Source organism: Streptomyces sp. R28, assembly GCF_041052385.1.
GTDB lineage: Bacteria > Actinomycetota > Actinomycetes > Streptomycetales > Streptomycetaceae > Streptomyces.
In genome coordinates this window covers 7,341,786-7,366,700 of record NZ_CP163439.1, presented here as the reverse complement: position 1 = coordinate 7,366,700, position 24,915 = coordinate 7,341,786, and the positions used below count along the sequence as shown (strand labels likewise).

Below are 24,915 nucleotides of genomic sequence, written 5' to 3'. Positions count from 1 at the left end.
ATCTGAAATATCCATCCCCGGCGCCGAACGTGCGCGGCGCACCCCCTGTCCGGACGATACACCAGTCTCGTCACTCAGGGACATAGCGCCTCTACGCTCCGTGACGACCAGCGCATATGCGAGTACGGACCGCTTCCGGGGGGTCGCGGAGGGTACTCGAAGCGGATTACTCCCCTGTCGTAAGGATCACGTTGCGCAGGGGCTCCCGGTTCACGAAACGACTCAACTGGTCCACCAGCAGCCTCTTCGCGCGCGGCAGGAACGCCGACGTCGGCCCGCCCACGTGCGGGCTGATCAGCACGCCCGGCGCATGCCACAGGGGGTGTTCGCGAGGCAGCGGCTCGGGGTCGGTGACGTCCAGGGCGGCGGTGACGCGCCCGGCCTCCAGCTCGGTGAGCAGCGCCTTGGTGTCGACGACGGCTCCACGGGCGACGTTGACCAGCAGCGCGCCGTCCTTCATCCGGGCGAGGAAGTCGGCGTCGACCAGGTGCCGGGTGGCGTCCGTCAGGGGCGTGGACAGGATGACGACGTCGGCTTCCGGGAGCAGGGCGGGCAGTTCGGTGAGCGGATGCACGGGTCCGCGCGCCGTGGTGCGCTCAGAGCGCGCGACGCGCGCCACCCGCGCCAGTTCAAAGGGTGCGAGCCGGTCCTCGATCGCGGCCCCGATCGAGCCGTATCCCACGATGAGGACGCTCTTGTCCGCCAGCGCCGGCCGGAATCCGCCGAGCCACTCCCCCTTGTCCTGGGCGCGTACGAAGTCGGGGATGCCGCGCAGCGAGGCGAGGATCAGCGTGAGGGTGAGTTCGGCGGTGCTCGCCTCGTGCACCCCGCGCGCGTTGCACAGCTTCACGCCCGGCGGCAGGTGCTTGAGGCCCGCCTCCACGTGGTCGATGCCGGCGGAGAGCGTCTGCACGACCTGCACCGAGCTCATCTCCGGCAGGGGGCGCTGCCCGAGCGCGGGTGCCTTCATGTAAGGGACGACGTAGAAGGCGCACTCTGCCGGGTCGGCGGGGAAGTCCTCGGCACCGTTCCAGAAGCGGTAGTTCGGGCCCTCGGGGAGGCCGTCGATCTCTTCCGGCGGGATGGGGAGCCACACATCAGCAGTCATGCTCTGGAGGCTATGTCAGGCGAACAGGTGTGCAGAGGTTAGGTTGGGGTGCCGGAAGAGGGAGGGTTACGGCCAGGTGGAGCGCAGGACGATGGGCGCGGCGGCACTCGCGGTGGGAGCCGTCGGGCTCGGGTGCATGCCGATGAGTTGGGCGTACAGCTCCTCACGGCAGCGGGGCGAGGAGTCGCTCAGGGCGGTGCACCGGGCGCTCGATCTGGGCTCGTCGCTGCTGGACACGGCCGACATGTACGGTCCGTTCACCAACGAGCTGCTGCTGGGGCGGGTGTTGAAGGAGCGCCGCCAGGACGCGTTCGTGTCGACCAAGGTCGGCCTGCTGGTGGGCGACCAGCACATCGTGGCCAACGGCCGTCCCGGCTATGTGAGGCGGGCGTGCGACGCCTCTCTGCGCCGCCTGCAGACGGACGTGATCGACCTCTACCAACTGCACCGCGCGGATCCCGAAGTCCCGGTCGAGGAGACGTGGGGCGCGATGGCGGAGCTCGTCCGGGCCGGAAAGGTACGGTCGTTGGGGCTGTGCGCGGTGGGCGCGCGGGGTGGCCGCCGCTCGGGAACCCGCCTGCATGACGCGACGATCCGCCAGTTGCAGCGGGTGCAGCAGGTCTTTCCGGTGAGCGCCGTGCAGGCGGAGCTGTCGGTGTGGTCGCCGGAGGCCCTGGAGACGCTGCTGCCGTGGTGCGAGGCACGCGATGTCGGCTTCCTGGCGGCCATGCCCCTGGGCAACGGCTTCCTCACCGGCACGCTGACCCCGGGCGAGGGCTTCGAACCGGACGACGTGCGCGCCCGGCATCCGCGCTTCACCGCGGAGATGATGGCGGCGAACCAGCCGATAGTGGCGGGCCTGCGCCGGATAGCCGCCCGGCACGGCGGCGGGGTCACGCCCGCGCAGGTGGCGCTGGCGTGGGTGCTGGCGCAGGGGCGGCACGTGGTTCCGGTGCCCGGGGCCAAACAGGAGCGCTGGGTGACCGAGAACGCGAGGGCCGAGAGCGTGCGGCTGACGGCGCAGGACCTGGCGGAGGTGGCGGAGCTGCCGCGGGCGCTGGGGTCCTGGGACTGACGTTCGCCGGGCTCGGGTTCGGCACTTTCCGGGAGGGACCGGAACCTGACCGGGACGGGCGGGGACGGGCAGCGGTGGTTCAAGGTTCATGGATCGGGAACCTGTGAGGCGCGAGCGGTGTAAGAAAAGTAGAACCCGCCGCGTCGAAGGGACCTTGATCGTGCAACGTCGAGTTGTGACGGCCGTAATGGCCACGGCCGCGCTCCTGCTGACGGTCAGCTGTTCCTCCGACGACGGGGGATCACCGGGGCAGGGCGGGAGCGCGGCATCGAGCACGACCGGATCGGGGTCGCCGCCCTCCCGACGGGCGGCCGAGGAGACCCCGCCGGCACAGGGTTCGGTCAAGGTGCTGCGCACGGTCGCCGAGGGCCTGAAAACGCCCTGGGGCCTGGCCCCGATCCCCGACGGCGACCTGCTCGTCTCCTCCCGCGACGAGGCCACGATCACGCGGGTCGACGGGGAGACGGGCAAGAAGACCGAGCTGGGCGAGGTGCCGGGGGTGTCACCGGCGGGCGAGGGCGGCCTCATGGGCTTGGCGCTGTCGCCGGACTACGCCTCGGACCACATGATCTACGCCTATTTCACCTCGGCCTCGGACAACCGCATCGTCCGGATGCTGTACGACGAGCAGAAGCCGTCCGGCGAACAGTTGGGCGCACCCGACACGATCTTCAAGGGCATCCCCAAGGGCTTCATCCACAACGGCGGCCGGATCGCCTTCGGCCCGGACAAGATGCTGTACGCGGGCACGGGCGAGAGCGGCGACACGGGCCTGTCCCAGGACAAGGAGTCCACGGGCGGCAAGATCCTGCGTCTGACACCGGAAGGTGAACCGGCCCCGGGCAACCCCTTCCCCGACTCCCCCGTGTACTCGTACGGCCACCGCAACGTCCAGGGCCTGGCCTGGGACTCCGAACAGCGCCTGTTCGCCGCGGAGTTCGGCCAGGACACCTGGGACGAGCTGAACGCGATCAAGCCGGGCGACAACTACGGCTGGCCGGAGGTCGAGGGCAAGGCCGACGACGCCAAGTACCACAACCCGCTGGCCCAGTGGGGCACGGACGACGCCTCCCCCAGCGGCATCGCCTATGCCGAGGGCTCCGTCTGGATGGCGGGCCTGAAGGGCCAGCGCCTGTGGCGCGTCCCTCTGAACGGGACGGAGGCCTCGGCGGACCCGCAGGCCTTCCTGGCGAGCGAGTACGGCCGGCTGCGGACGGTGGTGTCGGCGGGCGGCGACAAGCTGTGGGTGACGACGAGCAACACGGACGGGCGGGGCAGCCCGAAGGACGGGGACGACAGAATTCTGGAGGTGGAGGTGAGCTGAGGAGCGGCCCTCACCCCTCCCCCTTGTCGACCTCGCCGTCCTCGCCGCCCTCCTCGGCCGACGGCTCGGGCCTCCGTACGACGACCTTCCCGGACGCGAGATCTATCGGTCCGCGGCCGGGGTCGTTGTCGCCGACGTCTTCGCGGGTCAGTTCCAGACGGTTCTGCTCGTCGCGGGTGTGTTTGCGGCCGGGTGCGAAGAGTTCCTCGAACGTGTTGAACACGGAGCCTCCCGGGGCCATCGTCCCTTACAGCGTAAACCTCAGCTACTCGTCCCAGAGGTGAGCGTTTCGGCCGGAAACAACCCCATCCGATGCGCCACCGCAGCCGCCTCGCCCCTCCCTGAGACGCCGAGCTTCCCCAGGATGTTCGACACGTGGACGCTGGCTGTCTTCGGGGAGATGAAGAGTTCCTCGGCGATCTGGCGGTTGGTGCGGCCGTGGGAGACCAGGCGCAGGACGTCTCGTTCCCGGGTGGTGAGGCGAGGGAGTCGGCGGGGTCGGTCGCGGGCAGGGGTGGGGCCGCGGTGAGGGTGAGGCGGGCCCGCTGGGCCAGGTGGGTCGTGGCGTCGGCGAGGGGGCGGGCGCCCAGGTGGACGGCGGTGGCTCGGGTGAGGCGGAGCAGTTCCGTGGCGCGGGCGCGCTCGTCCTCGCCGCCGATCGCGAGCAGGGCCTCGGCCAGGCGGTGGCGGATCCGGGCGAGGTCGTAGGGGCGCTCCAGGGCTTCGAAGGCGGTGATCACGTCCGACCAGGTGTCGGGGGTGGCCCGGTCATCGGCCCGGTCGAGTTCAGCTCGGGTCCACTTCTCGTAGGCCAGCCACAGGGGCGCGCCCGTGGTGAGTTTGCGGGTGGCCTCGAAGAGCCGTTCCAGGAAGGCGGCGCGGCCCTCCTGCGCGGCCGGCAGCGCGTGGTCGCGGGCGTCGGACTCGACGACCGCGGCGGCCAGCAGCAGCGGCCAGGCATAGCGCTGGGTGCCGGGCGGGAACCCGGCGCTCAGGACCCGGTCCGCCTCCGCGCGGGCGTCGAGGAGGCGGCCCTCGGCGGCGGCGATACCGACGGCGAGGCAGGACATCCGCAGGCTGTTCTGCGGCATGGGGTCGTGCGTGCCGTAGGCGGCGCGGCCGGCGGCCAGATGGCGGGCGGCCTCGGCGACCTCGCCGCGGGCGAGCGCGAGGTGGGCGAGGCTGTTGGAGCCACCGCCGCGCGGCTTGGCGAACTCCCCCCTGTGCTGGGCCTTGACCGCGGCTTCGGCGGCCTCGTCCCAGCGGCCCAGGGAGATCAGGGACTTGGCGAGGTTCGCCCAGACCCAGGCCTCGGAGTCGCGCAGGCCCCACTCCTGAGTGAGGCGCAGGCCCTCACGCAGGATGCCGACGGAGTCCTCGGAGCGGCCGACGCCTTCCAGGACGGACGGGAGGTTCACATGGCTGCGGCCCACCACGGTGGTCAGTCCGCGGGCCGTCACCTCGTTCCTGACCTCATGCATCTGGGCCAGTCCGGCCTCGATGTGCCCGGCGTCGACCAGGAGTTGGCCGAGCGTGAGGCGGGCGTTGAGTTCGATGTCCTCGGCGCCCACCATGCGCGCGTACTCGACGGCGCGCTCGGCGGCGGACATGGCTTCGGGGCCGGGGTCGCGCAGCATCGCCCAGTTGGCCGCGGCGGCCAGCACCTCGGCGTGCACCTCGGACGGGGGCAGTCCGCGCACCAGCTCTTTCGCGGTGCCGAGTTCCTGCCAGCCGTCGCCGCGGGCCAGGGCCTCGACCAGTCGGGAGCGCTGGACCCAGAACCAGGCGGCGCGCAGGGGGTCGCCGCCCTCGTCCTCCAGGAGGTGCAGGGCCCGTTTGGTGATCTTCAGGGCGCGTTCGCGCTCCCCGCACAGCCGTCCGGCGACGGCGGCCTCGGCCATCAGGTCGAGGTAGCGCAGGGGGGTGGTCGCGGGGTCGCAGCCGCAGGGAGGATAGACCTCGGTGTAGTCGACGGGGCGCAGCGCGGACCTGACCTCCTGCGGCGCGGTGTCCCACAGTTCCATCGCGCGTTCCAGCAGCCGCAGTTGCTCGGAGTGGGCGTGCCGGCGGCGGGCGGTGACGGAGGCGTCCAGGACGGCGGGCAGGGCCTTGGCCGGCTCGTGGGCGTGGTACCAGTAGCTGGCGAGGCGCATGACGCGCTCGTCGGCGGGGACGAGCGTCGGGTCGGCCTCCAGGGCTTCGGCGTAGCGGCGGTTGAGGCGGGAGCGCTCGCCGGGCAGCAGGTCGTCGCCGACGGCCTCGCGGACCAGGGAGTGCCGAAAGCGGTAGCCGTCGCCGGCGGGCGCGGCGATGAGGATGTTGGCGTTGACGGCGGCCCGCAGTGCCTCGATGAGGTCGTCCTCGGCGAGCCGGGCGACGGCGGCGAGCAGCCGGTACTCGACGGTGGAGCCGCCCTCGGCGACGATCCGGGCGACCCGCTGGGATGCCTCGGGCAGCCCTTCCACCCGTACGAGCAGCAGGTCGCGCAGGGAGTCGGTGAGGCCCGTGCAGCAGCCCTCGTGGGCGGCGACCGCGAGTTCCTCGACGAAGAAGGCGTTGCCGTCGGAGCGTTCGAAGATCTCGTCGACCTGGGCCGGGTCGGGTTCGGTGGCGAGGATGCCGGCGATCTGGCGGCCGACCTCGGTGCGGTTGAAGCGGCCGAGTTCGATCCGGCGGACCGTGCGCAGCCGGTCGAGTTCGGCGAGGAGCGGGCGCAGCGGGTGGCGGCGGTGGATGTCGTCGGAGCGGTAGGTGGCCAGGACGACGAGGCGGCCGGTGCGCAGGGTGCGGAAGAGATAGGCGAGGAGGTGGCGGGTGGAGGCGTCGGCCCAGTGCAGGTCCTCCAGGGCGAGGACGACGGTGCGGCCTGCGGCGACGCGCTCCAGGAGGCGGGCGGTGAGTTCGAAGAGGCGGGCCATGCCCTCCTCGTCGGACCGGTCCGCCCCTCGGGAGAGAGCCGTATCGCTCAACTCGGGCAGCAGCCGGGCCAGTTCCTCCTCCTGCCCTGCGGCCGCGTCGGCAAGTTCGCCGGGGAGTTCGCGCCGCAGAGCGCGTAGCGCGGTGGAGAACGGGGCGAAGGGCAGCCCGTCGGCGCCGATCTCGACGCAGCCGCCGAGCGCGACGACGGCGCCCGCGCGGCCGGCGGCGGTGGCGAACTCCTCGACGAGACGCGTCTTGCCGACCCCGGCCTCACCCCCGATCACCAACGCCTGCGGGTCGCCCACGGCGGCTCGGGCAAGGGCGTCGTTCAGCGTCTCCAACTCGGTTGCACGACCGATGAACACGGGACTTACGGACCTGCTTTGCACGAGCCCGAGCATCGCATGCGGCATCGACAGTCCGGCACCGCTTTTCGCCGGGCTCGGCGTCGGTGGCGCCCCCGCCCGGGAACTGCCGCCCCCGGACCCCCGCTTCGCCCCTGAAGGGGCCTCGCCCCCGAACGCCGGAGGGGCTGCCTGATGCCGACCGGCACCGACCCTCGCCCCCGTGGCCCCCGCCTTCACGCGGCGCGTGGATGCCGGTGCCTGCGAAGGCGCCACGTATGTGCCTCCGCGTCCGCCGAGCCCTCGGCGGAGCGCTTCGCGGCGCGGCGGCCGCGGACGGCCTCGCGGACCAGGCGTTCGTGCTCGGCCTGGCGGATCAGTTCGGCGGCACGCAGGTGCTGGAGCTCGTACTCGTACATGGCGGATCCCTCGTTTTCCCTGGTGAGACTCGGATTTCTGGCTCGCTTGGTGCGATGCCTCAACCTTCGTCTCCCAGGCGGGTCCGCCACATCGGGAGAGTTCCGCATCTTCGGCGGCGGGCGGTGCCTCAGACACGACTAAGGGGCCTCAGGACGCCGTCCGATGTGCTTACGGCGGCCCTGAGGCCCCTTGGGACCTGCGGTGATTCAGCCCACTGACGGCAGGCCGAGCAGGACGTCGGTGTACTTGAGCACGGCCAGCAGGAGGCCGATGACGCCCAGCGAGACGCCGCCCCAGGCTACCGACTTGATCCACACGGCCTGCGGCTTGCCGGGCGCCCCGAACGCGGGCCGGGCGAGCACGACGACGCCGACGATCAGCGCGGCGAGCGCGAAGACGCCGGCCCACAGGGCGGTGGCGTTCCAGGCGTCGCCGTAGCCCTGCTCAAGCAGCTTGGAGACGTTCTGGGACGACGAAGTCGAGGACTCCAGCTGGGCGACGAGGGACTGCCGCGCGGCGGCGACCGTACCGAGCCAGCCACCGCTCAGGGAGACGAGGCCGAGCGCCGCGGAGACGACCGCGCCCGCGCCCTGGCCGACTCCGGAGGGGCCCGCTTCCGTCGCCTCGGCGGCCACCTCCTCCTCGACCTCGTCGGTCTCCGTCGCCTCGTCGGCGGCGCTGGAGTCGGTGGCGTCGGTCGTCTTGACGACGTCCACCTTCTCCTCGTCGGTCTTCGTCTCGGTGCCGGTTCCGGCGCCGGTCTCGTCCACTGTCTTCGTTCCCATGCCTCGCACCGTACGGACGCTGTCTGAGAAGTCTCTTAATGATCGTGAGGCTTCTTAATGATCCTTGTGAGCGGCACGCGTGCGTGCCTCACGCCACTCGGGGGCCAGGATCGACCACACCTCGAGGTCGTGCCGCACCCCACGATAGGGGTAGCTCTCCCGCCGCACGCCATCGCGGGTCATGCCCAGGCGCCGGGCCACGTTCAGGCTGGGCGTGTTCCCCGCGGAGGCGATCCACTCGATGCGGTGGATACCGCGCTGCTCGATCGCGAAGTCGATGAGCACCCGCATCGCGCGCGTGACGAGCCCACGCCCGGTGCCTGCGGGTTCCAGCCAGCAGCCGACCTCGCAGTTGCCGTTCTCCGCGTCGAAGTTGAGGAAGAGCACGCCGCCCACGAGCTTTCCGTCCAGCCAGATGCCGTGCAGGGACCCGGTGTCGGCGGCGCGCATGTCGGCGTACCGCTGGAGCACCTCGCGCGCGGAGTCGACGTCGGCGGCCTTGGAGGCGAAGGGGACGTACTGGTTGATGAAGTCCCTCCCCCGCTCCAGGTGGGCCAGGAACTCCTCGGCGTGCCACGGCTCCAGGGGGCGCAGTTCGGCTCCGTCGTCACCCAGTGCTGTCGCGTACATCCCGCTGCCGCTCCTCCTTGGCCAGCACGTCCGCCACCTCGGCGTCCGTCGCGGCGGCCAGCCTCTCATGGGCGGCACGGGACTCGGGCGGCTCGATGCTGATGCGGGGCATGCGCTCGTCGAGCCAGCGGGGCAGCCACCAGTTGGCGCCGCCGAGCATGTGCATCAGGGCGGGGACGAGCAGCGTACGGAGCACGAAGGCGTCCAGGGCGACGGCGGCGGCCAGCGCGATGCCGAACATGGCGATCACGCGGTCGCCGCTGAGGACGAAGGCGAGGAAGACCGAGATCATGATGACCGCGGCGGAGTTGATCACCCGGCCGGTCTCGGCGAGGCCGATCCGGACGGCCCGCCGGTTGTCCCCGGTCTCCAGCCACTCCTCGTACATCCGGCTGACCAGGAAGACCTGGTAGTCCATGGAAAGGCCGAACAGCACCGACACCATGATGACCGGGAGGAAGGGCTCGATCGGGCCCGCGCGGCCCAGGCCCAGCAGTTCGCTCCCCCAGCCCCACTGGAAGATCGCTACGACGACGCCGAAGGCGGCGGCGACCGCGGCCACGTTCATCGCCGCGGCCTTCAACGGTATGCCGACGGACCGGAAGGCGAGCAGGAGCAGCAGACAGCCCAGGCCGATGACGACGCCGACGAACAGCGGCAGTTTGCCGACGATCACGTCGGCGAAGTCGTCGTAGCCGGCCGTCATGCCGCCGACCTGCACATCGAGCGAGGTGCCGGTCTCGGCGCGCGGCAGGACCTCGGAGCGCAGCCGGTCGACGAGGTCGCTGGTCTGCTGCGACTGCGGGGAGGACTCCGGTACGACGGTGAGGTACGCGGTGTCGCCGCCGGTGTTGTACGTCACCGGCGTCACCGCCGCGACGCCCTCGGTGGTGCGCAGGGTGGCGTCGAGGTTGTCGAGGGCGAGCTTGTCGTCGCCGCCGTCGACCTTGGTGACCAGGGTGAGGGGGCCGTTCACGCCGGGCCCGAAGCCGTCGGCGAGGAGGTCGTAGGCCTGGCGGGTGGTCGAGGACTCCGGGTTGTTGCCCTGGTCGGAGGTGCCCAGGCGCAGGCCGAGGGTGGGCAGGGCGAGGACCGTGATCACGGCCAGGGCGATCGCGCCCAGCACCTTGGGGTGGCGCTCCACGAACGCCGACCAGCGGGCGGCGAACCCGGTCGGCAGCTCGGGCTCGGGCCCGTGCTCCGTCAGCCGGCGCCGCTCGCGGCGGCTCAGGGCGCGCATGCCGATGAAGGACAGCAGGGCGGGCAGCAGGGTCACGGACGCGGCGACCGTCAGGACCACGGTCAGGGACGCGGCTATCGCGACGCCGTTGAGGAAGCTGAGCTGGAGTATCAGCATCCCGAGCAGGGCGATGCACACCGTGGCACCCGCGAACACGACCGCGCGTCCGGTGGTCGCCACGGCGTTGGTGATCGACTCGGCGACGGTCAGCCCGCGTTTCAGGCCGCGCCGGTGCCGGGTGACGATGAACAGCGCGTAGTCGATGCCGACGCCGAGCCCGATGAGCATCCCGAGCATGGGCGCGAAGTCGGCGACGGTCATGGCGTGCCCGAGCAGCACGATCCCGGCGTACGCGGTGCCGACGCTGACCAGCGCGGTGGCGATGGGCAGCAGCGAGGCGGCGAGCGAGCCGAAGGCGAGGAACAGTACGAGCGCGGCGACGGCCACCCCGACGACCTCGGCGAGATGCCCGCCCGGCGACTCGGTGAGCCCGACCGCGCTGCCGCCCAGCTCCACCTGGAGCCCGTCGGCCTCGGCGGACTCGGCCGCGCTCACCACGGCCTGCGCCTCGCCCTTGTCGAGGGTCTCGGCGCTGCCGTCGAAGGTGACGGTGGCGTACGCCGTGTGCCCGTCCTTGCTGATCTGCGCGGCACCCTGCTTGTCGTACGGGCTGCCCACGGCCGCGATGCCGGGCAGTTCCGCGATCTCGTCCAGGGTGCGGGTCATGGTCTGTTCGACGTCGGCGGCGCGGACCGTGCCGGAGTCGGTGTGCCAGACGATGGTGTCGCTGTCGCCGCCGAGGCCGGGGAAGCCGTCCTCGAGCAGCTGGGTGGCGCGGCCCGACTCGGTGCCGGGGACCTCGTAGTCGTTCGAGTACGCGGAGCCCGTGATGGCGGCCGCCGCACTCACCCCGCCGAAGGCCAGGAGCCACAGCAGAACAGGGAGGAGGCGGCGTTGTACACACCAGCGTGCAAGGGCTGCCACGAACGAGCTCCCAGGGGCGATTTATGGATCTTTGGCCGGGAACAGTCGTTCATGAGGTGAACAGCCCGCAAAGAACGCGTGAGCGATGTGGAGCAAACTCTTGCAGGCGAAAATGATCGTTTGCCGCGTTCGTGGGTTTATTCACACAAGTGGGAGGCAGATCACAGGACAGTAACGGCCACTCTGTCGTTCATGAGTGACGCCTTCCACATCAGTCGAACTGATCCCCCAGCGCCATCACCATCACACCCGTCACGAGCAGCCACAGCGCCCGGCGCGTACGACCCCGCGAACCGAGGAACGCGGCGAGCGCGCAGACGGCGGCGCCGCATGCGTAAGCCGCCGGGACGAGGGCCGGGGCGGACCCGGTGGCCCGTATCGCCGACGCGGACAGCCCGGCAAGGGTCAGCAGCGCCCCGGCGACCGCAGCCGTCCAGCGGGCCCGCCGCGCCACCTGCGCCGGGTCCTCGCCGTCCGCCGGCTCCTCGGCGCGCTCGTCCTCGGGCGTCCTGGTCAGGTCCTCCCCCGTCTCGGATATCTCGGAATCACCGCGTCCACTCATGGCGGGCGAGCGTAGCGCCTCGCGCTGGGAAATCGGATGCCGGTCCGCAGGGCGGGCTGCTAGCTTCCGAAGGTCAGCCGTTGCCGCGGCACATCGCCGCCGACCTGGGCAGGTGCATTGTTTGAGCGTCCGGCCGAGCTCCTCCGTATCCCTCTCCGCCTTCCAGGACTCAAGGAGCCCGTTCACCGATGCCAGACATCACCCCGAGGACCTCGAGTGAGGACCTCACCCAGCGGCTGACCCACGCCCGCTACCCCCGCAGCAACAGCTACGACGTCCGCTGGGTCATCGACAACCAGATGGGCCCGAACGCGCTGTGGCTGCTGGAGTGGCTGGCCCCCGCCCTCGGCCTGGACACCCTGCGCCCCTGCGCACGCGTCCTCGACCTGGGCTGCGGCCGGGCGATGACCTCCGTCTTCCTGGCCAGGGAGTACGACGCCCAGGTCACCGCCGCCGACCTGTGGGTCAAGCCCGACGAGAACGCCCTGCGCATCGCCGAGGCCGGTTTCGCCGACCGCGTGCTGCCCGTGCACGCCGAGGCGCACGACCTGCCGTTCGCCGAGGGCAGCTTCGACGCGATCGTGAGCATCGACGCGTACCAGTACTTCGGCACGAACGACCTCTATCTGCCCACGCTGACCCGGCTGCTGAAGCCGGGCGGGCGGATCGGGATCGTCGTACCCGCCGTACGGGAGGAGATCGACGGCGCCGAGCCGCCGGAGCATCTCAAGCCGCATTGGGAGCCCGACTGGTGGTGCTTCCACTCCGCCGACTGGTGGCGTCGCCAGTGGACCCGCGGCGGAGCCGTCGAGGTCGAGACGGCGGACTGGCAGCCGGACGGCTGGAAGGACTGGCTGCGGTGGTGCGAGGTCGTCGCCGAGGAGAGCCCGGAGGAGTTCCACCGCACCATGGCCCGCCGGAATGGCGAGGCAGTGCGGGCGGACCAAGGCCGGGCACTGGGTTTCGTACGACTCGTAGGACGCCGTCCGTGAGCTGACACGGCTGAGGGGGCAGCATCGGTACGACGACGCGGCCCCCTCAGTCGCATGCTCAGCCCTCGCTGACGCCCAGCTGCTGAAGGATCAGCTCCTTGACGCGCGCCGCGTCTGCCTGGCCCCGGGTCGCCTTCATGACCGCGCCGACCAGGGCGCCGGCCGCGGCCACCTTGCCGCCGCGGATCTTGTCCGCGATGCCCGGGTTGCCGGCGATGGCCTCCTCGACGGCGGTGGTCAGGGCGCCCTCGTCGGAGACGACCTTCAGACCCCGCTTGTCGACGACCTCGTCCGGGGTGCCTTCGCCCGCGAGAACGCCCTCGATGACCTGACGCGCCAGCTTGTCGTTCAGGTCGCCCTTCGAGACCAGCTCGGTGACCCGGGCGACCTGCTCCGGCGTGATGGCCAGCTCGTCCAGCGACTTGCCCGACTCGTTGGCGCTGCGCGCGAGTTCGCCCATCCACCACTTGCGGGCGGAGGCGGCGTCGGCACCGGCGTGGATCGTGGCGACGATCGCCTCCAGCGCACCGGCGTTGAGGATCGCCTGCATCTCGGTGGCCGAGATGCCCCACTCCGCGAGGAGCCGGTTGCGGCGGACCAGCGGCAGCTCGGGCAGACCCGCGCGGATCTCCTCGACCCACTCGCGCGAGGGGGCCACCGGCACCAGGTCCGGCTCGGGGAAGTACCGGTAGTCCTCGGCTTCTTCCTTCACACGGCCCGAGGTCGTCGACCCCGTGTCCTCGTGGAAGTGCCGGGTCTCCTGGATGATCGTCCCGCCGCTGCTCAGCACAGCCGCGTGACGCTGGATCTCGAAGCGGGCCGCGCGCTCCACGGACCGCAGCGAGTTGACGTTCTTCGTCTCCGAACGCGTGCCGAACTTCTCGGTGCCGTTCGGGCGCAGCGACAGGTTCACGTCGCAGCGCATCTGGCCCATCTCCATCCGGGCCTCGGAGACGCCGAGCGCCTTGATGAGCTCGCGCAGCTCACGGACGTACGCCTTCGCCACCTCGGGAGCGCGCTCGCCCGCGCCCTCGATCGGCTTGGTGACGATCTCGATGAGCGGGATGCCGGCGCGGTTGTAGTCCAGCAGCGAGTGCGAGGCGCCGTGGATACGGCCCGTCGCGCCGCCCACGTGGGTCGACTTGCCGGTGTCCTCCTCCATGTGGGCGCGCTCGATCTCCACGCGGAAGGTCTCGCCGTCCTCCAGCTGCACGTCGAGGTAGCCGTTGAAGGCGATCGGCTCGTCGTACTGGGAGGTCTGGAAGTTCTTCGGCATGTCCGGATAGAAGTAGTTCTTCCGGGCGAAGCGGCACCACTCGGCGATCTCGCAGTTCAGCGCGAGACCGATCTTGATCGCGGACTCGACGCCGGTCGCGTTGACGACCGGAAGTGCGCCGGGCAGGCCGAGGCAGACGGGACAGGTCTGCGTGTTGGCGTCCTGACCGAGGGCGGTCGAACAGCCGCAGAACATCTTGGTCTTGGTGCCGAGTTCGACATGGACCTCAAGGCCCATGACGGGGTCGTACGACGCGAGAGCGTCCTCGTACGACACCAGGTCGGTCGTGGTGGTCACGGTGTAACTTCCCTCTCAGCCCAGCAGGACGTCGTCGTCGCCCAGCCGCTTCAGCTCGCGGTAGAGGATGGCGAGGCCGGTGGCGATCGCGGCGGCGGACACGGCGGCGTCGATCAGGCGCAGTGTGTCGCTCTCGGTGCGGGCCAGCTTGGCCTGCTTGGCGACACTGACCGCGCCGAACGCGGTGGTGGCCATGGACAGGTACAGGCCGGACTTGGACTTCTTGAAGCCCTTGGCCTTGGACAGTGCCTTACTCACAGCGACGGAGCCTCCTCGAGGAGCGGGTGCCCCCACCTTTCCACGAAGGCGGCCTCGACGGCGGCGCCGACCTTGTACAGGCGGTCGTCCTTCAGCGCCGGGGCGATGATCTGCAGGCCGACCGGCAGGTTGTCCTCCGGAGCCAGACCGCAGGGCAGCGACATCGCCGAGTTGCCCGCGAGGTTGGTCGGGATCGTGCACAGGTCGGCGAGGTACATCGCCATCGGGTCGTCGGCACGCTCGCCGATCGGGAAGGCGGTGGTCGGCGTCGTCGGCGAGACGATGACGTCGACCTGCTCGAAGGCCTTCTCGAAGTCCCGGGTGATGAGCGTACGGACCTTCTGCGCGGAGCCGTAGTACGCGTCGTAGTAGCCGGAGCTCAGGGCGTACGTGCCGAGCATGATGCGGCGCTTGACCTCGGGGCCGAAGCCCGCCTCACGGGTGATCGACGTGACCTCCTCGGCGGAGTGCGTGCCGTCGTCGCCGGTCCGCAGGCCGTAGCGCAGGCCGTCGAAGCGGGCGAGGTTGGAGGAGCACTCGGAGGGCGCGATCAGGTAGTACGCGGAGAGCGCGAGGTCGAAGGACGGGCAGTCCAGCTCGACGATCTCGGCGCCCAGCTCCTTGAGCAGAGCGACGGACTCGTCGAAGCGCTGGATGACACCGGCCTGGTAGCCCTCGCCGCGGAACTGCTTGACCACGCCGACCCGCATGCCCGCGACGCTGCCGTTGCGGGCGGCCTCGACGACCGGCGGGACCGGGGCGTCGATGGAGGTGGAGTCGAGCGGGTCGTGCCCGGCGATGACCTCGTGGAGCAGGGCCGCGTCCAGGACCGTACGGGCACAGGGGCCGCCCTGGTCGAGGGAGGAGGAGAAGGCGACCATGCCGTAGCGGGAGACCGCTCCGTACGTCGGCTTGACGCCGACCGTGCCGGTGACGGCGGCCGGCTGGCGGATGGAGCCGCCGGTGTCGGTGCCGATGGCGAGGGGTGCCTGGAACGAGGCGAGCGCGGCGCTCGACCCGCCGCCGGAACCACCGGGGATCTTGGTCAGGTCCCACGGGTTGCCGGTCGGGCCGTAGGCGCTGTTCTCCGTCGACGACCCCATGGCGAACTCGTCCATGTTGGTCTTGCCGAGGATGACGACGTCGGCGGCCTTGAGCTTCTTGGTGAGGGTCGCGTCGTACGGCGGGATCCAGCCCTCGAGGATCTTCGAACCGACGGTCGTCGGAATGCCCTCGGTGGTGAAGATGTCCTTGAGCGCGAGGGGAACGCCGGCCAGCGGACCGAGCTTCTCGCCCTTGGCCCGCTTCTCGTCGACGGCACGGGCCTGGGCCAGGGCGCCCTCGCGGTCGACGTGCAGGAAGGCGTGCACCTTCTCGTCGACGGCCTCGATACGGGCGAGGTGGGCCTCGGTGACCTGCACGGCCGTGAGCTCACCGGAAGCGATCTTCGCGGCGGTCTCGGCGGCCGTGAGCTTGATGATGTCCGTCATGACTTCTTAGTCCTCCCCCAGGATCTGCGGCACCTTGAAACGCTGCTGCTCCTGGGCCGGGGCGCCGGAGAGCGCCTGCTCGGGGGTGAGCGAGGGACGGACCTCGTCCGCGCGCATGACGTTCGTCAGCGGGAGCGGGTGCGAGGTCGGTGGTACGTCTTGGTCGGCGACCTCGCTGACGCGGGCCACCGCGCCGATGATGTCGTCCAGCTGGCCGGCGAAGTGTTCAAGCTCTTCGGGCTTCAGCTCCAGACGCGCCAGCCGGGCGAGGTGGGCGACCTCCTCGCGCGTGATGCCAGGCATGCAGCGATCCTCTGGGGTGAGTGTGTGTGGTTTGGGGCCAATCCTATGGGGCGGGGGGCGATGCCCGTGAAACGGTTTCCCCGCGCCGCCTTCGCGTCTGCGTCGCTTCCCACCGCGGACTCGTCGAACTTCGGGATGAACCGCGACATGGCCCGGGCCCCCTCGGGTGTCTCAGACGGCGAACAGCAATCCGGCACTGATGAGTACAACGACTGCCGTGGCGAGGTGAATCCCGAACGCGACGGCCTTCGTGCCGCCGTGGCGCAGCACTATCACGGTGTCGAACAGCGGAATCACAGCGACACAGAGCATGAACCAGGCCTCGGCCTCGGCTCCGGCGAACGCCAGCAGCACCAGACCCAAGAGGCCGAAGGTGCCGTCTCGCAGGCCCTTGATCGTGAGGTACGCGGAAGCGTCGCCGCCGGGGTCGGCCGGGACGCCGTAGCCGACGGCGGCGGGGCGGGGCTGGAACAGGAAGCGGGCCCCGATGAACAGGACGAACAGATTGAGTACGGCGGCCAGGGTGTACGCGGTGACGGTCATGGCAGGTCTCCTCGTCAGGGTCAGCGAAATGATTTCTAGCAGCGCTAGATCCAGGAGCGAAGCTAACAGAGCATCGGCAGATTGGCTAGCGCTGCTAGAATCGATGCCATGTCCATCCAGACGCGCCGGGAGCGCGAACGAGCGGAGCGCGAGCGGCTGATCGTCACGGCCGCGCGGGAGCTGGCGGAGGCCGAGGGCTGGGAGGCGGTCACCACGCGCCGCCTGGCGGCCGAGATCGAGTACAGCCAGCCCGTCCTCTACAGCCACTTCAAGGGCAAGGAGGCGATCATGGCGGCGGTGGCGGTGCAGGGCTGCGCCGAGCTGGCCGCCGAGTTGCGTACGGCATCCAGGGCCGCGAAGGGCAAGCGCGGGACGCTCGCGGCGGTGGGCCAGGCGTACACGGCGTTCGCGCGGCGCCGACCGGCGCTGTACGACGCGATGTTCACGCACCGCGTGGACCTGCCGTTCGCCACGCCCGAGGCCCCGGCGGAGCTGCAGGAGGCGTTTGCCGAACTGCTGGCGGCGGTCGAGCCGATCGCCGTCGAGGGCGACGACCCGGGCCTGCTGACGGAGACGTACTGGGCCGGACTGCACGGCCTGGTGACGTTGATGCGCAGCGGGCGGCTACCGGAGGGAGCGCACGAGAGGCGACTGGAGCTGCTGACGGGTCACTTCACCGCGGAGGCGAGCCGCTAGCGCGCAGAACTCCTGCGTGCGCGACGACCGCTACGCCCCCGCGCGGGAAGCTCACTCGGCCGCAGGAAGAGCCGCCTTCGGCCGCACCCACCCGCGCGAACCCCGTGCCCGCAGCCACGCGGTCGTCTCCTCCGCCGGCATGGCCGCCGCGACCAGCCAGCCCTGTACGGCGTCGCAGCCCAGGTCCCGAAGGCGTTCCCATGTCTCGTCGTCCTCGACGCCCTCGGCGACCACGAGCAGGCCGAGCGAATGCGCGAGATCCACCGTGCAGCGCACGATCTCCGCGTCCTCGGTGTCCACCGCCAGCCGGGCCACGAACGAGCGGTCGATCTTCAGCTCGCTCACCGGCAGCCGCCTCAAATGGACCAGGGACGAATAGCCCGTGCCGAAGTCGTCCAGGGACATCTTCACGCCGTGTCCGGTCAGCCCGGCCAGGGTGTCGGCGGCGCGCTGCGGGTCCTCCAGGAGGACATGTTCCGTTATCTCCAGCTGGAGCGCTCCCGCCGGGACGCCGTGCCGGGCGAGCCGCGCGGCGACGGAGCCGGCGAATCCAGGGGTGTGGACGTCGCGCGGGGAGACATTGACCGCGACGGGCACGTACAGGCCCTGGGAACGCCACCGCGCCACCTGCCCGAGCGCCGTCTCCAGCACGTACTCCGTCAGATGCGGCATCAGCCCCGACGACTCGGCGATCGCTATGAACTCGTCCGGCGGCACCTTCCCGCGCTCCGGATGCACCCAGCGCACCAGGGCCTCAAGCCCGGCGACCTGTCCGTCGAAGCGGACCTTCGGCTGGTAGTGCAGCTCGACCTCGTGCGCGTCGAGGGCTCGGCGCAGATCCCCCAACAGGCCCAGCCGGTCCGGGGTGTTCGAGTCCCGCTTCGACTCGTAGACCTCTACGCCCGTACGGTCCCGCTTCGCCTGGTACATCGCCACGTCCGCGCGTCGCAGCAACCCCTCGGCGTCGAGGGCGTGGTCGGGGAAGACGGCGACGCCGGCGCTCGCCTCCAGGACCAGGGTGAGCCCGTCGAGGTCGAGCGGGGAGCTCAGGGCGGTGACGAGGCCGCGGGCGACCCTTGTCGCGGACGTCGTGGAGTCGGCGACGGGCAGTAAGACGGCGAACTCGTCGCCGCCGAGCCGCGCGGCCTCCGCTCCGCGGGGCAGGGCGAGGCGCAGCCGGTCCGCTATCTGCAACAGCAACCGGTCACCGGCGAGATGACCGAGCGTGTCATTGACCGATCGGAACCGGTCGAGGTCGATCAGCATCAGGGCGGACCGGGCGCCGATGCGCTCGGCGTCGTCGAGCGCGGTCCAGATGCGTTCCAGCAGCCACTGCCGGTTGGGCAGTCCGGTCAGCGGATCGCGCAGCTGCTCCTCCGCCCTGGCCCGCGCGATCCACAGGGTGGAGTCGAGGGCGATGAGCGGGATGGAGAACAGCGGCAGCAGCAGGGGCTTGGCGGTGGCGACCACGCACACCAGCGGGGCGATGCCGAGCAGCGCGACAGCGACCAGACCCTGTCTGACCAGAGCCGTGCGGGCGACGGTGGGCAGGCCGCCGCGCGGGGCCTGCAGATACCAGAGCAGCACACGGGTGACCGCGAGATAGGCGGCGGCGACGAGCACCACACCGGGGGCGGTGTAGGGCGTCCAGGTATTGGGGTCCCAGGGGTGCTCGACGGTCGGGACGCGGCCGAAGGCGGCCAGTACGAGGGCGCCGGCGGCGATGCCGAGGATGTCCACCGCGCCGTGCAGCACACCCTGCCGCCAACGGCCCCGACGGGCCGTGCCGACCAGGACGACGACGGTGAGGCTGACCATCCCGGCCGGCACCCAGCCGTACAGCACCAGCACGGCAAGAGTGAGAGCGGCGCCGGAGCCGGTGCCACCCCACCAGCGGGCGCGGCCGAGCGCGACCAGGTGGCCGACGATGATGCCGGTCAGCACGGCCAGCGACCAGCCGACGGTGCCGGACGGGAAGAGGGCGTGATGGCCGCTGAACGCCCGGTAGAACCCGGCGCCGAGGACGAACCCGGCCGCCGCGACGACCGCCGCGGGCAGCGCGGGCCAGGACAGGTGCCGTTCGTGCTCGGAGCCCGGCAGGGCGTCGGTGCGCTCGGCGCCGAGCTGCACGGTGGTGCGGCCCTCCGTCGCGGTGCGCCGCCCGGCGGCGCTGCCCACGCCTCTTTCCGAGCGCGAACGTTCCGCGGTCCGCGCCGCCCACCCCCGCCACACCCCGGCCATCCGGCGCAGCCGTGAATTCGGGGCGGCGCTCTCGGTCGGTTCCATTCCCGTCCCTCTCACAGCCGGCGGTGCCCACGCCACGCGGCCCGATGCCCGACAACAACCTTCAACGGCACCGCGTTGGAAAACCCTTCCCCTCGACCTTCAAAGCCCTCTCGGAGCAAGGGGATGCCCCAACCGCAGCTGGGCACGGCAGGCGCACCCCTCAACAGTAGGCCGCAGAAGGCTTCCACGGGCAGCGGTCGTCAACGGTTGCCCGAATGCGCCCCAGCCACCCGTATGCATCTGGTATGCGCCGATCCGGTGGCCTTCAACCGCTACTCCTCTGTGGGCAGAGCAACTTCGGCCGCCGCGTCGGGCCCCTGTTCCAACAGGACATTGAAGCCGTCCTCGTTCAGAACAGGCACCTTGAGCTGCATGGCCTTGTCGTACTTGGACCCGGGGCTGTCACCTACGACGACAAAAGACGTCTTCTTCGAAACGGAGCCGGTCACCTTCGCTCCGCGACTTTGCAGTGCCTCCTTGGCACCGTCACGGGTGAAATGCACCAGCGTGCCGGTGACGACGACGGTAAGCCCTTCCAGCGGACGCGGTCCCTCGTCCTCGCCGGAGCCCTCTTCCTCCATGCGGACGCCGGCGGCTTTCCACTTGCGGAGGATCTCCTGATGCCATTCCTCGGCGAACCACTCCTTGAGCGAGGCGGCGATGATCGAGCCGACGCCATCGGTGTTCGCCAACTCCTCCTCACTGGCCTGTTCGATGCGGTCGATGGAGCGGAATTCGCGGGCCAGCGCCTCGGCGGCGACCGGGCCGACGTGACGGATCGACAGACCGGTGAGGATACGGGCGAGCGGGCGCTCCTTGGCGGCGGCGATGTTCTCCAGCATCGCGACCGCGTTCTTCTTGGGCTCGCCCTGCTGGTTGGCGAAGACCGTGGCGATCTTCTCCTCGCCGGTCTTCAGGTCGCGCTTGGGCAGACCGCTGTCCTGGTCGAGGACGTACGCCTTGATGGGCAGCAGCTGCTCGACGGTCAGGTCGAACAGGTCGCCCTCGTCCACGAGCACAGGCTCGGCCGGCTCCAGCGGCTTGGTGAGCGCGGCGGCGGCGACATAGCCGAAGTGCTCGATGTCCAGCGCCTTGCGGCCCGCGAGGTAGAACAGGCGCTCGCGCAACTGGGCCGGGCAGGTGCGGGCGTTCGGGCAGCGCAGGTCGACGTCGCCCTCCTTCATGGGCCGAAGCGCCGTACCGCACTCGGGGCACTCGGCCGGCATCACGAACTCGCGCTCGCTGCCGTCACGCAGGTCGACGACGGGCCCGAGGATCTCCGGGATGACGTCCCCGGCCTTGCGCAGCACGACGGTGTCGCCGATGAGGACGCCCTTCAGCTTCACGACGTCCTGGTTGTGCAGGGTGGCGAACTCGACCTCCGAGCCCGCGACCGTGACCGGCTCGACCTGGGCGTAGGGCGTCACCCGGCCCGTACGGCCCACGCCCACGCGGATGTTGACGAGCTTGGTGTTGACCTCCTCCGGCGCGTACTTGTACGCGATCGCCCAGCGCGGCGCACGCGAGGTGGAGCCGAGGCGGGCCTGGAGGGGAATCTGGTCGAGCTTGACGACGACTCCGTCGATCTCGTGCTCCACGGAGTGGCGGTTCTCGCCGAAGCAGGCGATGAACTCCCGCACGCCGTCGAGGTCTTCGACCACCTTGTTGTGCCGGGCGGTGGGCAGGCCCCAGGTCTTGAGCAGGTCGTACGCCTCCGACAGGCGGGTCATGCCGTCGAAGCCCTCCAGGGCGCCGATGCCGTGGACGACCATGTGCAGCGGGCGGGTCGCGGTGACGCGCGGGTCCTTCTGGCGGAGTGAACCGGCGGTCGCGTTGCGCGGGTTGGCGAAGGGCTTGTCGCCAACCCCGACCAGGCGGGCGTTGAGCTCCTCGAACTTCTCCATCGGGAAGTAGACCTCGCCCCGGATCTCCACGAGGTCGGGGATGCGGTCACCCTTCAGACGGTCCGGAATGTCCGCGATCGTACGGACGTTGGGGGTGATGTCCTCGCCGGTGCGGCCGTCGCCCCGGGTCGCCGCGCGGGTGAGGCGGCCCTGCTCGTAGGTGAGGTTGACGGCGAGGCCGTCGACCTTGAGCTCGCACAGGAAGTGGTACGTGGAAGTGCCGACGTCCTTGTGGACGCGCTCGGCCCAGGCCGCGAGTTCGAGATCGTCGAAGGCGTTGTCCAGCGACAGCATGCGCTCGCGGTGCTGGACCGCCGTGAACTCCGTCTCGTACGCGCCCGCGACCTTCTGGGTCGGCGAGTCCGGCGTGCGCAGCTCCGGATACTCGTCCTCCAGCGCTTCGAGCGAGCGCAGGAGCTTGTCGAACTCCGCGTCGCTGATGACGGGAGCGTCCTTCACGTAGTACCGGAAGCGGTGCTCCTCGATCTGCTCAGCGAGCTTCGCGTGCTGCTCCCGTGCCTCGGCGGGCACCGTCGTCTCCGCTTGCTTGTCGCCGGCCACCGTGTTGTCCTCCCGTTACTCTGGGTTGTCCGCGAGGGATCTCGCCGCCCGGACGCAGTGGGCGAGCGCCTGGCGCCCGTACTCCGGGGAGGCCCCCGCGAGTCCGCACGACGGCGTGAGGGTGACCGCCTCCGTGAGAAGCCCCGGTGACAGCCCCAGCCTGCGCCACAACGTCCTGACACCCATGACGCTACCGGCAGGGTCTGACAATGGGCCGTCCGTGCCCGGGACGACACCGGCGAAGAGCCGGGTACCCCCTTCCACCGCCTCGCCGATCGCGTCGTCGTCACGCTCGGTGAGAAGCGAGAAGTCGAAGGAGATCGCCGCCGCGCCCGCCCGGCGCAGCAGGGCGAACGGGACGTCCGGTGCGCACGAGTGGACCACGACGGGGCCGTCGCCGTGAACCCCGACGACGTCCCGCAGCGTTGCCTCGACCAGCTGCCGGTCCACGGCCCGGTGGGTGCGGTAGCCGCTGGCGGACTTGACCTGGCCGCGCAGTACGGCGATGAGGGAGGGCTCGTCGAGCTGGAGGACGAGCTGGGCTCCGGGTACGCGCCGCCGGACCTCCTCCAGGTGCAGTCGCAGGCCCTCGGCGAGCGAGGCGGCGAGGTCGCGGCAGGCACCGGCGTCGGAGAGCACGACCTCGCCGTTCCTCAGCTCCAGCGCGGCCGCCAAGGTCCACGGCCCCACGGCCTGGACCTTCAGCTGTCCCTCGTACCCCTGGGTGAACTCCTCCAGCGCGTCGAGGTCCTCCCCCAGCCACGACCGGGCCCGCCTGGTGTCCCGCCCCGGCCGGTCGCCGAGCCGCCACCCGCTGGGCTCCACGCGCGCGTACAGCTCGACCAGCATTCCGGCGGTCCGCCCGATCATGTCCGCGCCGGGGCCGCGGGCGGGCAGTTCGGCGAGGAAGGGGAAGTCCTCGATGGACCCGGTGACGGTCTTGGCGGCCTCACGGGCGTCGGTGCCTGGCATGGAACCGACGCCGGTGGCGGGGGCGAAGGTGGGGTTTTCGTTCACGCGGTGAAGCCTACGTTCGCTTCTCGCCCCCGCCGCCCCTACCCGTCCCATCCCTGGGGGCTGCGCCCCCAGACCCCCGCTTCGGCCCTGAACGGGCCTCGTCCTCAAACGCCGGACGGGCTGAAAAATCCAGCCCCTCCGGCGTTTGAGGAGCGGGGGTCCAGGGGGCGGAGCCCCCTGGCGGGGTCGAAGGGGCAGCGCCCCTTCAGGATGGGACGGGTAGGGGCGGCGGGGGCGAAATCAGCGTCCCGGCCGCACCGTCAGGTCGTTGACCTCGGCGTCCCTCGGCAGGTCCAGGGCCATCACGATCGTCGTCGCCACCGACTCGGGGTCGATCCACTTCGACGCGTCGTACTCCTTGCCCTCCTGCTGGTGCACCTTGGCCTGCATCGGGCTTGCCGTACGGCCGGGGTAGACGGTGGTGACGCGGACGCCGTTGCCGTGTTCCTCGTGGCGCAGCGAGTCCGCCAGGGCCTTCAGGCCGTGCTTCGACGCCGCGTACGCGGACCAGTCGGCGTGTGCGTTGAGGCCGGCGCCCGAGTTCACGAAGACCACGTGGCCGCGGGTGGTGCGGAGTTGGGGGAGGAAGTGGCGGGTCAGTTCGGCCGGGGAGATCAGGTTGACGTTCAGCTGGTGGCGCCAGGACTTCGGGGTCAGGTCGCCCACCGGCCCCAGGTCCACGACCCCGGCGATGTGGAGCAGGGAGTCCACCCGGTCGGGCAGCGTCTGGTGGGAGAAGGCCCAGGACAGCTTGTCCGGGTCGGCCAGGTCACCGACCAGCGTCCTCGCGCCGGGGAATTCCGCCGCCAGCTCCTTCGCGCGGCCCGCGTCGCGCGCGTGGAGGACGAGTTCGTCCCCGCGCGCGTGCAGGCGGCGGGCGACGGCCGCGCCGATGCCGGAGCCCGCTCCGGTGATCACATGTGTAGCCATGCCCGCCATGCTCGCATCAGCGGGAGGTCACTCGATCCCCCGGCTCTCCTCCAGGTATGCCAGCGCCCCGACCGGCTCCTCCGCGAAGAACACCAGGTCGGTCAGCGGACGGGGCAGGAACCCCTCGTCCTCCATGCGGCGGAACTGTTCCTTCAGGCCGTCGTAGAAGCCCGCCGTGTTGAGCAGGACCACCGGCTTGTCCGTGTGGCCGTGCTTCTTCAGCTCCAGGATCTCCGTCGCCTCGTCCAGAGTTCCCGTACCGCCGACCATGATCACCACCGCGTCGGCCTTCTCCAGCAGCAGCCTCTTGCGCTCGGCCAGGTCCTTCGCGATCACCATCTCGTCGACGCCCGGGCGGACCTTCGCGGCCAGGAACTGCACGGAGACCCCGGCGAGCCGCCCGCCCGCCTCCTGCACCCCGTCGGCCACCACCTTCATCAGACCCACGTCGGAACCGCCCCACACGAGCGTGTGCCCGCCCTTGCCCAGCAGTTTCGCGAACTCGCGCGCGGGGCGCGTGTAACGGTCGTCGAGGTCGGCGGCGGAGAGGAAGACGCAGATTCGCATGCAGCCACCGTACGCGGGAAGAACCCGGCGCCCGCGAGTGCTTCTCGGATATGGCTGACGGACACACGATCACGATCGAGCAGGGCACACAACGCGTACGGGTCGTCCACGGCGACCAGGTCCTGGCACAGACCGACCGGCCGCTCCTCCTGCGGGAGACGGGCTGTCCGGTGCGCTACTACATCCCGCCGGACGACGTACGACTGGACCTGCTGACGCCTTCGGACACGCACACGTACTGCCCCTTCAAGGGAACGGCCTCCTACTGGTCGCTCCCGGACGCGGCGGACCTCGTCTGGGCATACCCGGACCCGAAGCCGGACGTGGCGGAGATCAAGGACCACCTCTGCTTCTACGAAGTCGAAGTGTCGTAAGCGATTAGTCCCGTGCCGTACGGCAGTCTC

Annotated in this window: 22 protein-coding genes and 1 pseudogene; 5 read left to right on the top strand and 18 right to left on the bottom strand. The window is 70.7% G+C overall.

Translation table 11 applies throughout. The annotated features are described in order from the left end of the window. Nucleotides 1–166: 166 nt before the first annotated feature. On the bottom strand, nucleotides 167–1,108 hold the full coding sequence (locus tag AB5J49_RS33200) for a 2-hydroxyacid dehydrogenase (RefSeq protein WP_369172550.1): 942 nt from the start codon (nucleotides 1,106–1,108) through the stop codon (nucleotides 167–169). A gap of 76 nt (nucleotides 1,109–1,184) precedes the next feature. On the opposite strand from AB5J49_RS33200, the gene AB5J49_RS33195 reads away from it, so the two are divergent. Together AB5J49_RS33195 and AB5J49_RS33190 are read left to right on the top strand one after the other, a co-directional pair. Beyond that, nucleotides 1,185–2,183 (top strand): aldo/keto reductase, encoded by a 999-nt coding sequence (locus AB5J49_RS33195; RefSeq protein ID WP_369172549.1) that lies wholly within the window; start codon nucleotides 1,185–1,187, stop codon nucleotides 2,181–2,183. Nucleotides 2,184–2,358: 175 nt separating this feature from the next. Beyond that, nucleotides 2,359–3,507, top strand: coding sequence for a sorbosone dehydrogenase family protein (locus tag AB5J49_RS33190; protein WP_369172548.1), 1,149 nt, complete (start codon nucleotides 2,359–2,361; stop codon nucleotides 3,505–3,507). Nucleotides 3,508–3,517: 10 nt separating this feature from the next. Here AB5J49_RS33190 and AB5J49_RS33185 read toward each other — a convergent pair whose 3' ends face one another. The 7 genes and pseudogenes from AB5J49_RS33185 to AB5J49_RS33155 form a co-directional block, all read right to left on the bottom strand. After that, nucleotides 3,518–3,730 (bottom strand): DUF6191 domain-containing protein, encoded by a 213-nt coding sequence (locus tag AB5J49_RS33185; RefSeq protein ID WP_369172547.1) that lies wholly within the window; start codon nucleotides 3,728–3,730, stop codon nucleotides 3,518–3,520. Nucleotides 3,731–3,768: 38 nt separating this feature from the next. Beyond that, nucleotides 3,769–6,827, bottom strand: a pseudogene (locus AB5J49_RS33180) (AAA family ATPase). A 179-nt stretch (nucleotides 6,828–7,006) separates the two neighbouring features. Next, nucleotides 7,007–7,189 (bottom strand): hypothetical protein, encoded by a 183-nt coding sequence (locus tag AB5J49_RS33175; protein WP_369172546.1) that lies wholly within the window; start codon nucleotides 7,187–7,189, stop codon nucleotides 7,007–7,009. Nucleotides 7,190–7,396: 207 nt separating this feature from the next. Further along, entirely contained in the window at nucleotides 7,397–7,975 is a 579-nt protein-coding gene (locus AB5J49_RS33170) for a hypothetical protein (protein WP_369172545.1), read from the bottom strand. Between the two features lie 54 nt (nucleotides 7,976–8,029). Continuing rightward, nucleotides 8,030–8,605 (bottom strand): GNAT family N-acetyltransferase, encoded by a 576-nt coding sequence (locus AB5J49_RS33165; protein ID WP_369172544.1) that lies wholly within the window; start codon nucleotides 8,603–8,605, stop codon nucleotides 8,030–8,032. Then, nucleotides 8,583–10,829 (bottom strand): MMPL family transporter, encoded by a 2,247-nt coding sequence (locus AB5J49_RS33160; RefSeq protein ID WP_369172543.1) that lies wholly within the window; start codon nucleotides 10,827–10,829, stop codon nucleotides 8,583–8,585. The genes AB5J49_RS33165 and AB5J49_RS33160 overlap by 23 nt, the downstream gene beginning before the upstream one ends. A 211-nt stretch (nucleotides 10,830–11,040) precedes the next feature. Next, nucleotides 11,041–11,391 (bottom strand): hypothetical protein, encoded by a 351-nt coding sequence (locus AB5J49_RS33155; protein WP_369172542.1) that lies wholly within the window; start codon nucleotides 11,389–11,391, stop codon nucleotides 11,041–11,043. Between the two features lie 188 nt (nucleotides 11,392–11,579). Here AB5J49_RS33155 and AB5J49_RS33150 point away from each other — a divergent pair, with 188 nt between their 5' ends. Further along, on the top strand, nucleotides 11,580–12,383 hold the full coding sequence (locus tag AB5J49_RS33150; protein ID WP_369172541.1) for a cyclopropane-fatty-acyl-phospholipid synthase family protein: 804 nt from the start codon (nucleotides 11,580–11,582) through the stop codon (nucleotides 12,381–12,383). Nucleotides 12,384–12,441: 58 nt separating this feature from the next. Here the strand turns inward: AB5J49_RS33150 and gatB are convergent, their stop codons facing one another. From gatB to AB5J49_RS33125, 5 genes are all read right to left on the bottom strand, one after another. Beyond that, nucleotides 12,442–13,956, bottom strand: a complete 1,515-nt coding sequence (gatB, locus tag AB5J49_RS33145) for an Asp-tRNA(Asn)/Glu-tRNA(Gln) amidotransferase subunit GatB (RefSeq protein WP_369172540.1) — start codon at nucleotides 13,954–13,956, stop codon at nucleotides 12,442–12,444. Nucleotides 13,957–13,971: 15 nt separating this feature from the next. Continuing rightward, nucleotides 13,972–14,214 (bottom strand): hypothetical protein, encoded by a 243-nt coding sequence (locus AB5J49_RS33140; RefSeq protein WP_086767189.1) that lies wholly within the window; start codon nucleotides 14,212–14,214, stop codon nucleotides 13,972–13,974. After that, complete coding sequence (gene gatA, locus AB5J49_RS33135; RefSeq protein ID WP_369172539.1) at nucleotides 14,211–15,704, bottom strand: Asp-tRNA(Asn)/Glu-tRNA(Gln) amidotransferase subunit GatA; 1,494 nt, start codon at nucleotides 15,702–15,704, stop codon at nucleotides 14,211–14,213. Before gatA ends, AB5J49_RS33140 begins: the two co-directional genes overlap by 4 nt. A 6-nt stretch (nucleotides 15,705–15,710) precedes the next feature. After that, nucleotides 15,711–16,007, bottom strand: coding sequence for an Asp-tRNA(Asn)/Glu-tRNA(Gln) amidotransferase subunit GatC (gene gatC / locus AB5J49_RS33130; RefSeq protein ID WP_007384860.1), 297 nt, complete (start codon nucleotides 16,005–16,007; stop codon nucleotides 15,711–15,713). A gap of 171 nt (nucleotides 16,008–16,178) precedes the next feature. Further along, the gene (locus AB5J49_RS33125) at nucleotides 16,179–16,550 is read right to left on the bottom strand and encodes a DUF4267 domain-containing protein (RefSeq protein ID WP_369172538.1); all 372 of its coding nucleotides are present in this window, start codon (nucleotides 16,548–16,550) and stop codon (nucleotides 16,179–16,181) included. Between the two features lie 108 nt (nucleotides 16,551–16,658). On the opposite strand from AB5J49_RS33125, the gene AB5J49_RS33120 reads away from it, so the two are divergent. Then, entirely contained in the window at nucleotides 16,659–17,246 is a 588-nt protein-coding gene (locus tag AB5J49_RS33120; RefSeq protein WP_369172537.1) for a TetR/AcrR family transcriptional regulator, read from the top strand. A gap of 51 nt (nucleotides 17,247–17,297) precedes the next feature. Here AB5J49_RS33120 and AB5J49_RS33115 read toward each other — a convergent pair whose 3' ends face one another. The 5 genes from AB5J49_RS33115 to AB5J49_RS33095 form a co-directional block, all read right to left on the bottom strand. Next, a complete protein-coding gene (locus AB5J49_RS33115; RefSeq protein WP_369172536.1) occupies nucleotides 17,298–19,532 on the bottom strand; it encodes a putative bifunctional diguanylate cyclase/phosphodiesterase in 2,235 nt (744 codons plus the stop codon). 272 nt (nucleotides 19,533–19,804) lie between these two features. After that, entirely contained in the window at nucleotides 19,805–21,997 is a 2,193-nt protein-coding gene (gene ligA / locus AB5J49_RS33110) for an NAD-dependent DNA ligase LigA (protein ID WP_369172535.1), read from the bottom strand. A gap of 15 nt (nucleotides 21,998–22,012) precedes the next feature. Then, nucleotides 22,013–23,014, bottom strand: coding sequence for a methionine synthase (locus AB5J49_RS33105; RefSeq protein WP_369172534.1), 1,002 nt, complete (start codon nucleotides 23,012–23,014; stop codon nucleotides 22,013–22,015). A gap of 240 nt (nucleotides 23,015–23,254) precedes the next feature. Further along, the gene (locus tag AB5J49_RS33100) at nucleotides 23,255–23,953 is read right to left on the bottom strand and encodes an SDR family oxidoreductase (RefSeq protein WP_369172533.1); all 699 of its coding nucleotides are present in this window, start codon (nucleotides 23,951–23,953) and stop codon (nucleotides 23,255–23,257) included. Between the two features lie 18 nt (nucleotides 23,954–23,971). After that, on the bottom strand, nucleotides 23,972–24,511 hold the full coding sequence (locus AB5J49_RS33095; RefSeq protein ID WP_369172532.1) for a TIGR00730 family Rossman fold protein: 540 nt from the start codon (nucleotides 24,509–24,511) through the stop codon (nucleotides 23,972–23,974). A gap of 50 nt (nucleotides 24,512–24,561) precedes the next feature. Here AB5J49_RS33095 and AB5J49_RS33090 point away from each other — a divergent pair, with 50 nt between their 5' ends. Continuing rightward, nucleotides 24,562–24,885, top strand: coding sequence for a DUF427 domain-containing protein (locus AB5J49_RS33090; RefSeq protein WP_369172531.1), 324 nt, complete (start codon nucleotides 24,562–24,564; stop codon nucleotides 24,883–24,885). Nucleotides 24,886–24,915: the final 30 nt, after the last annotated feature.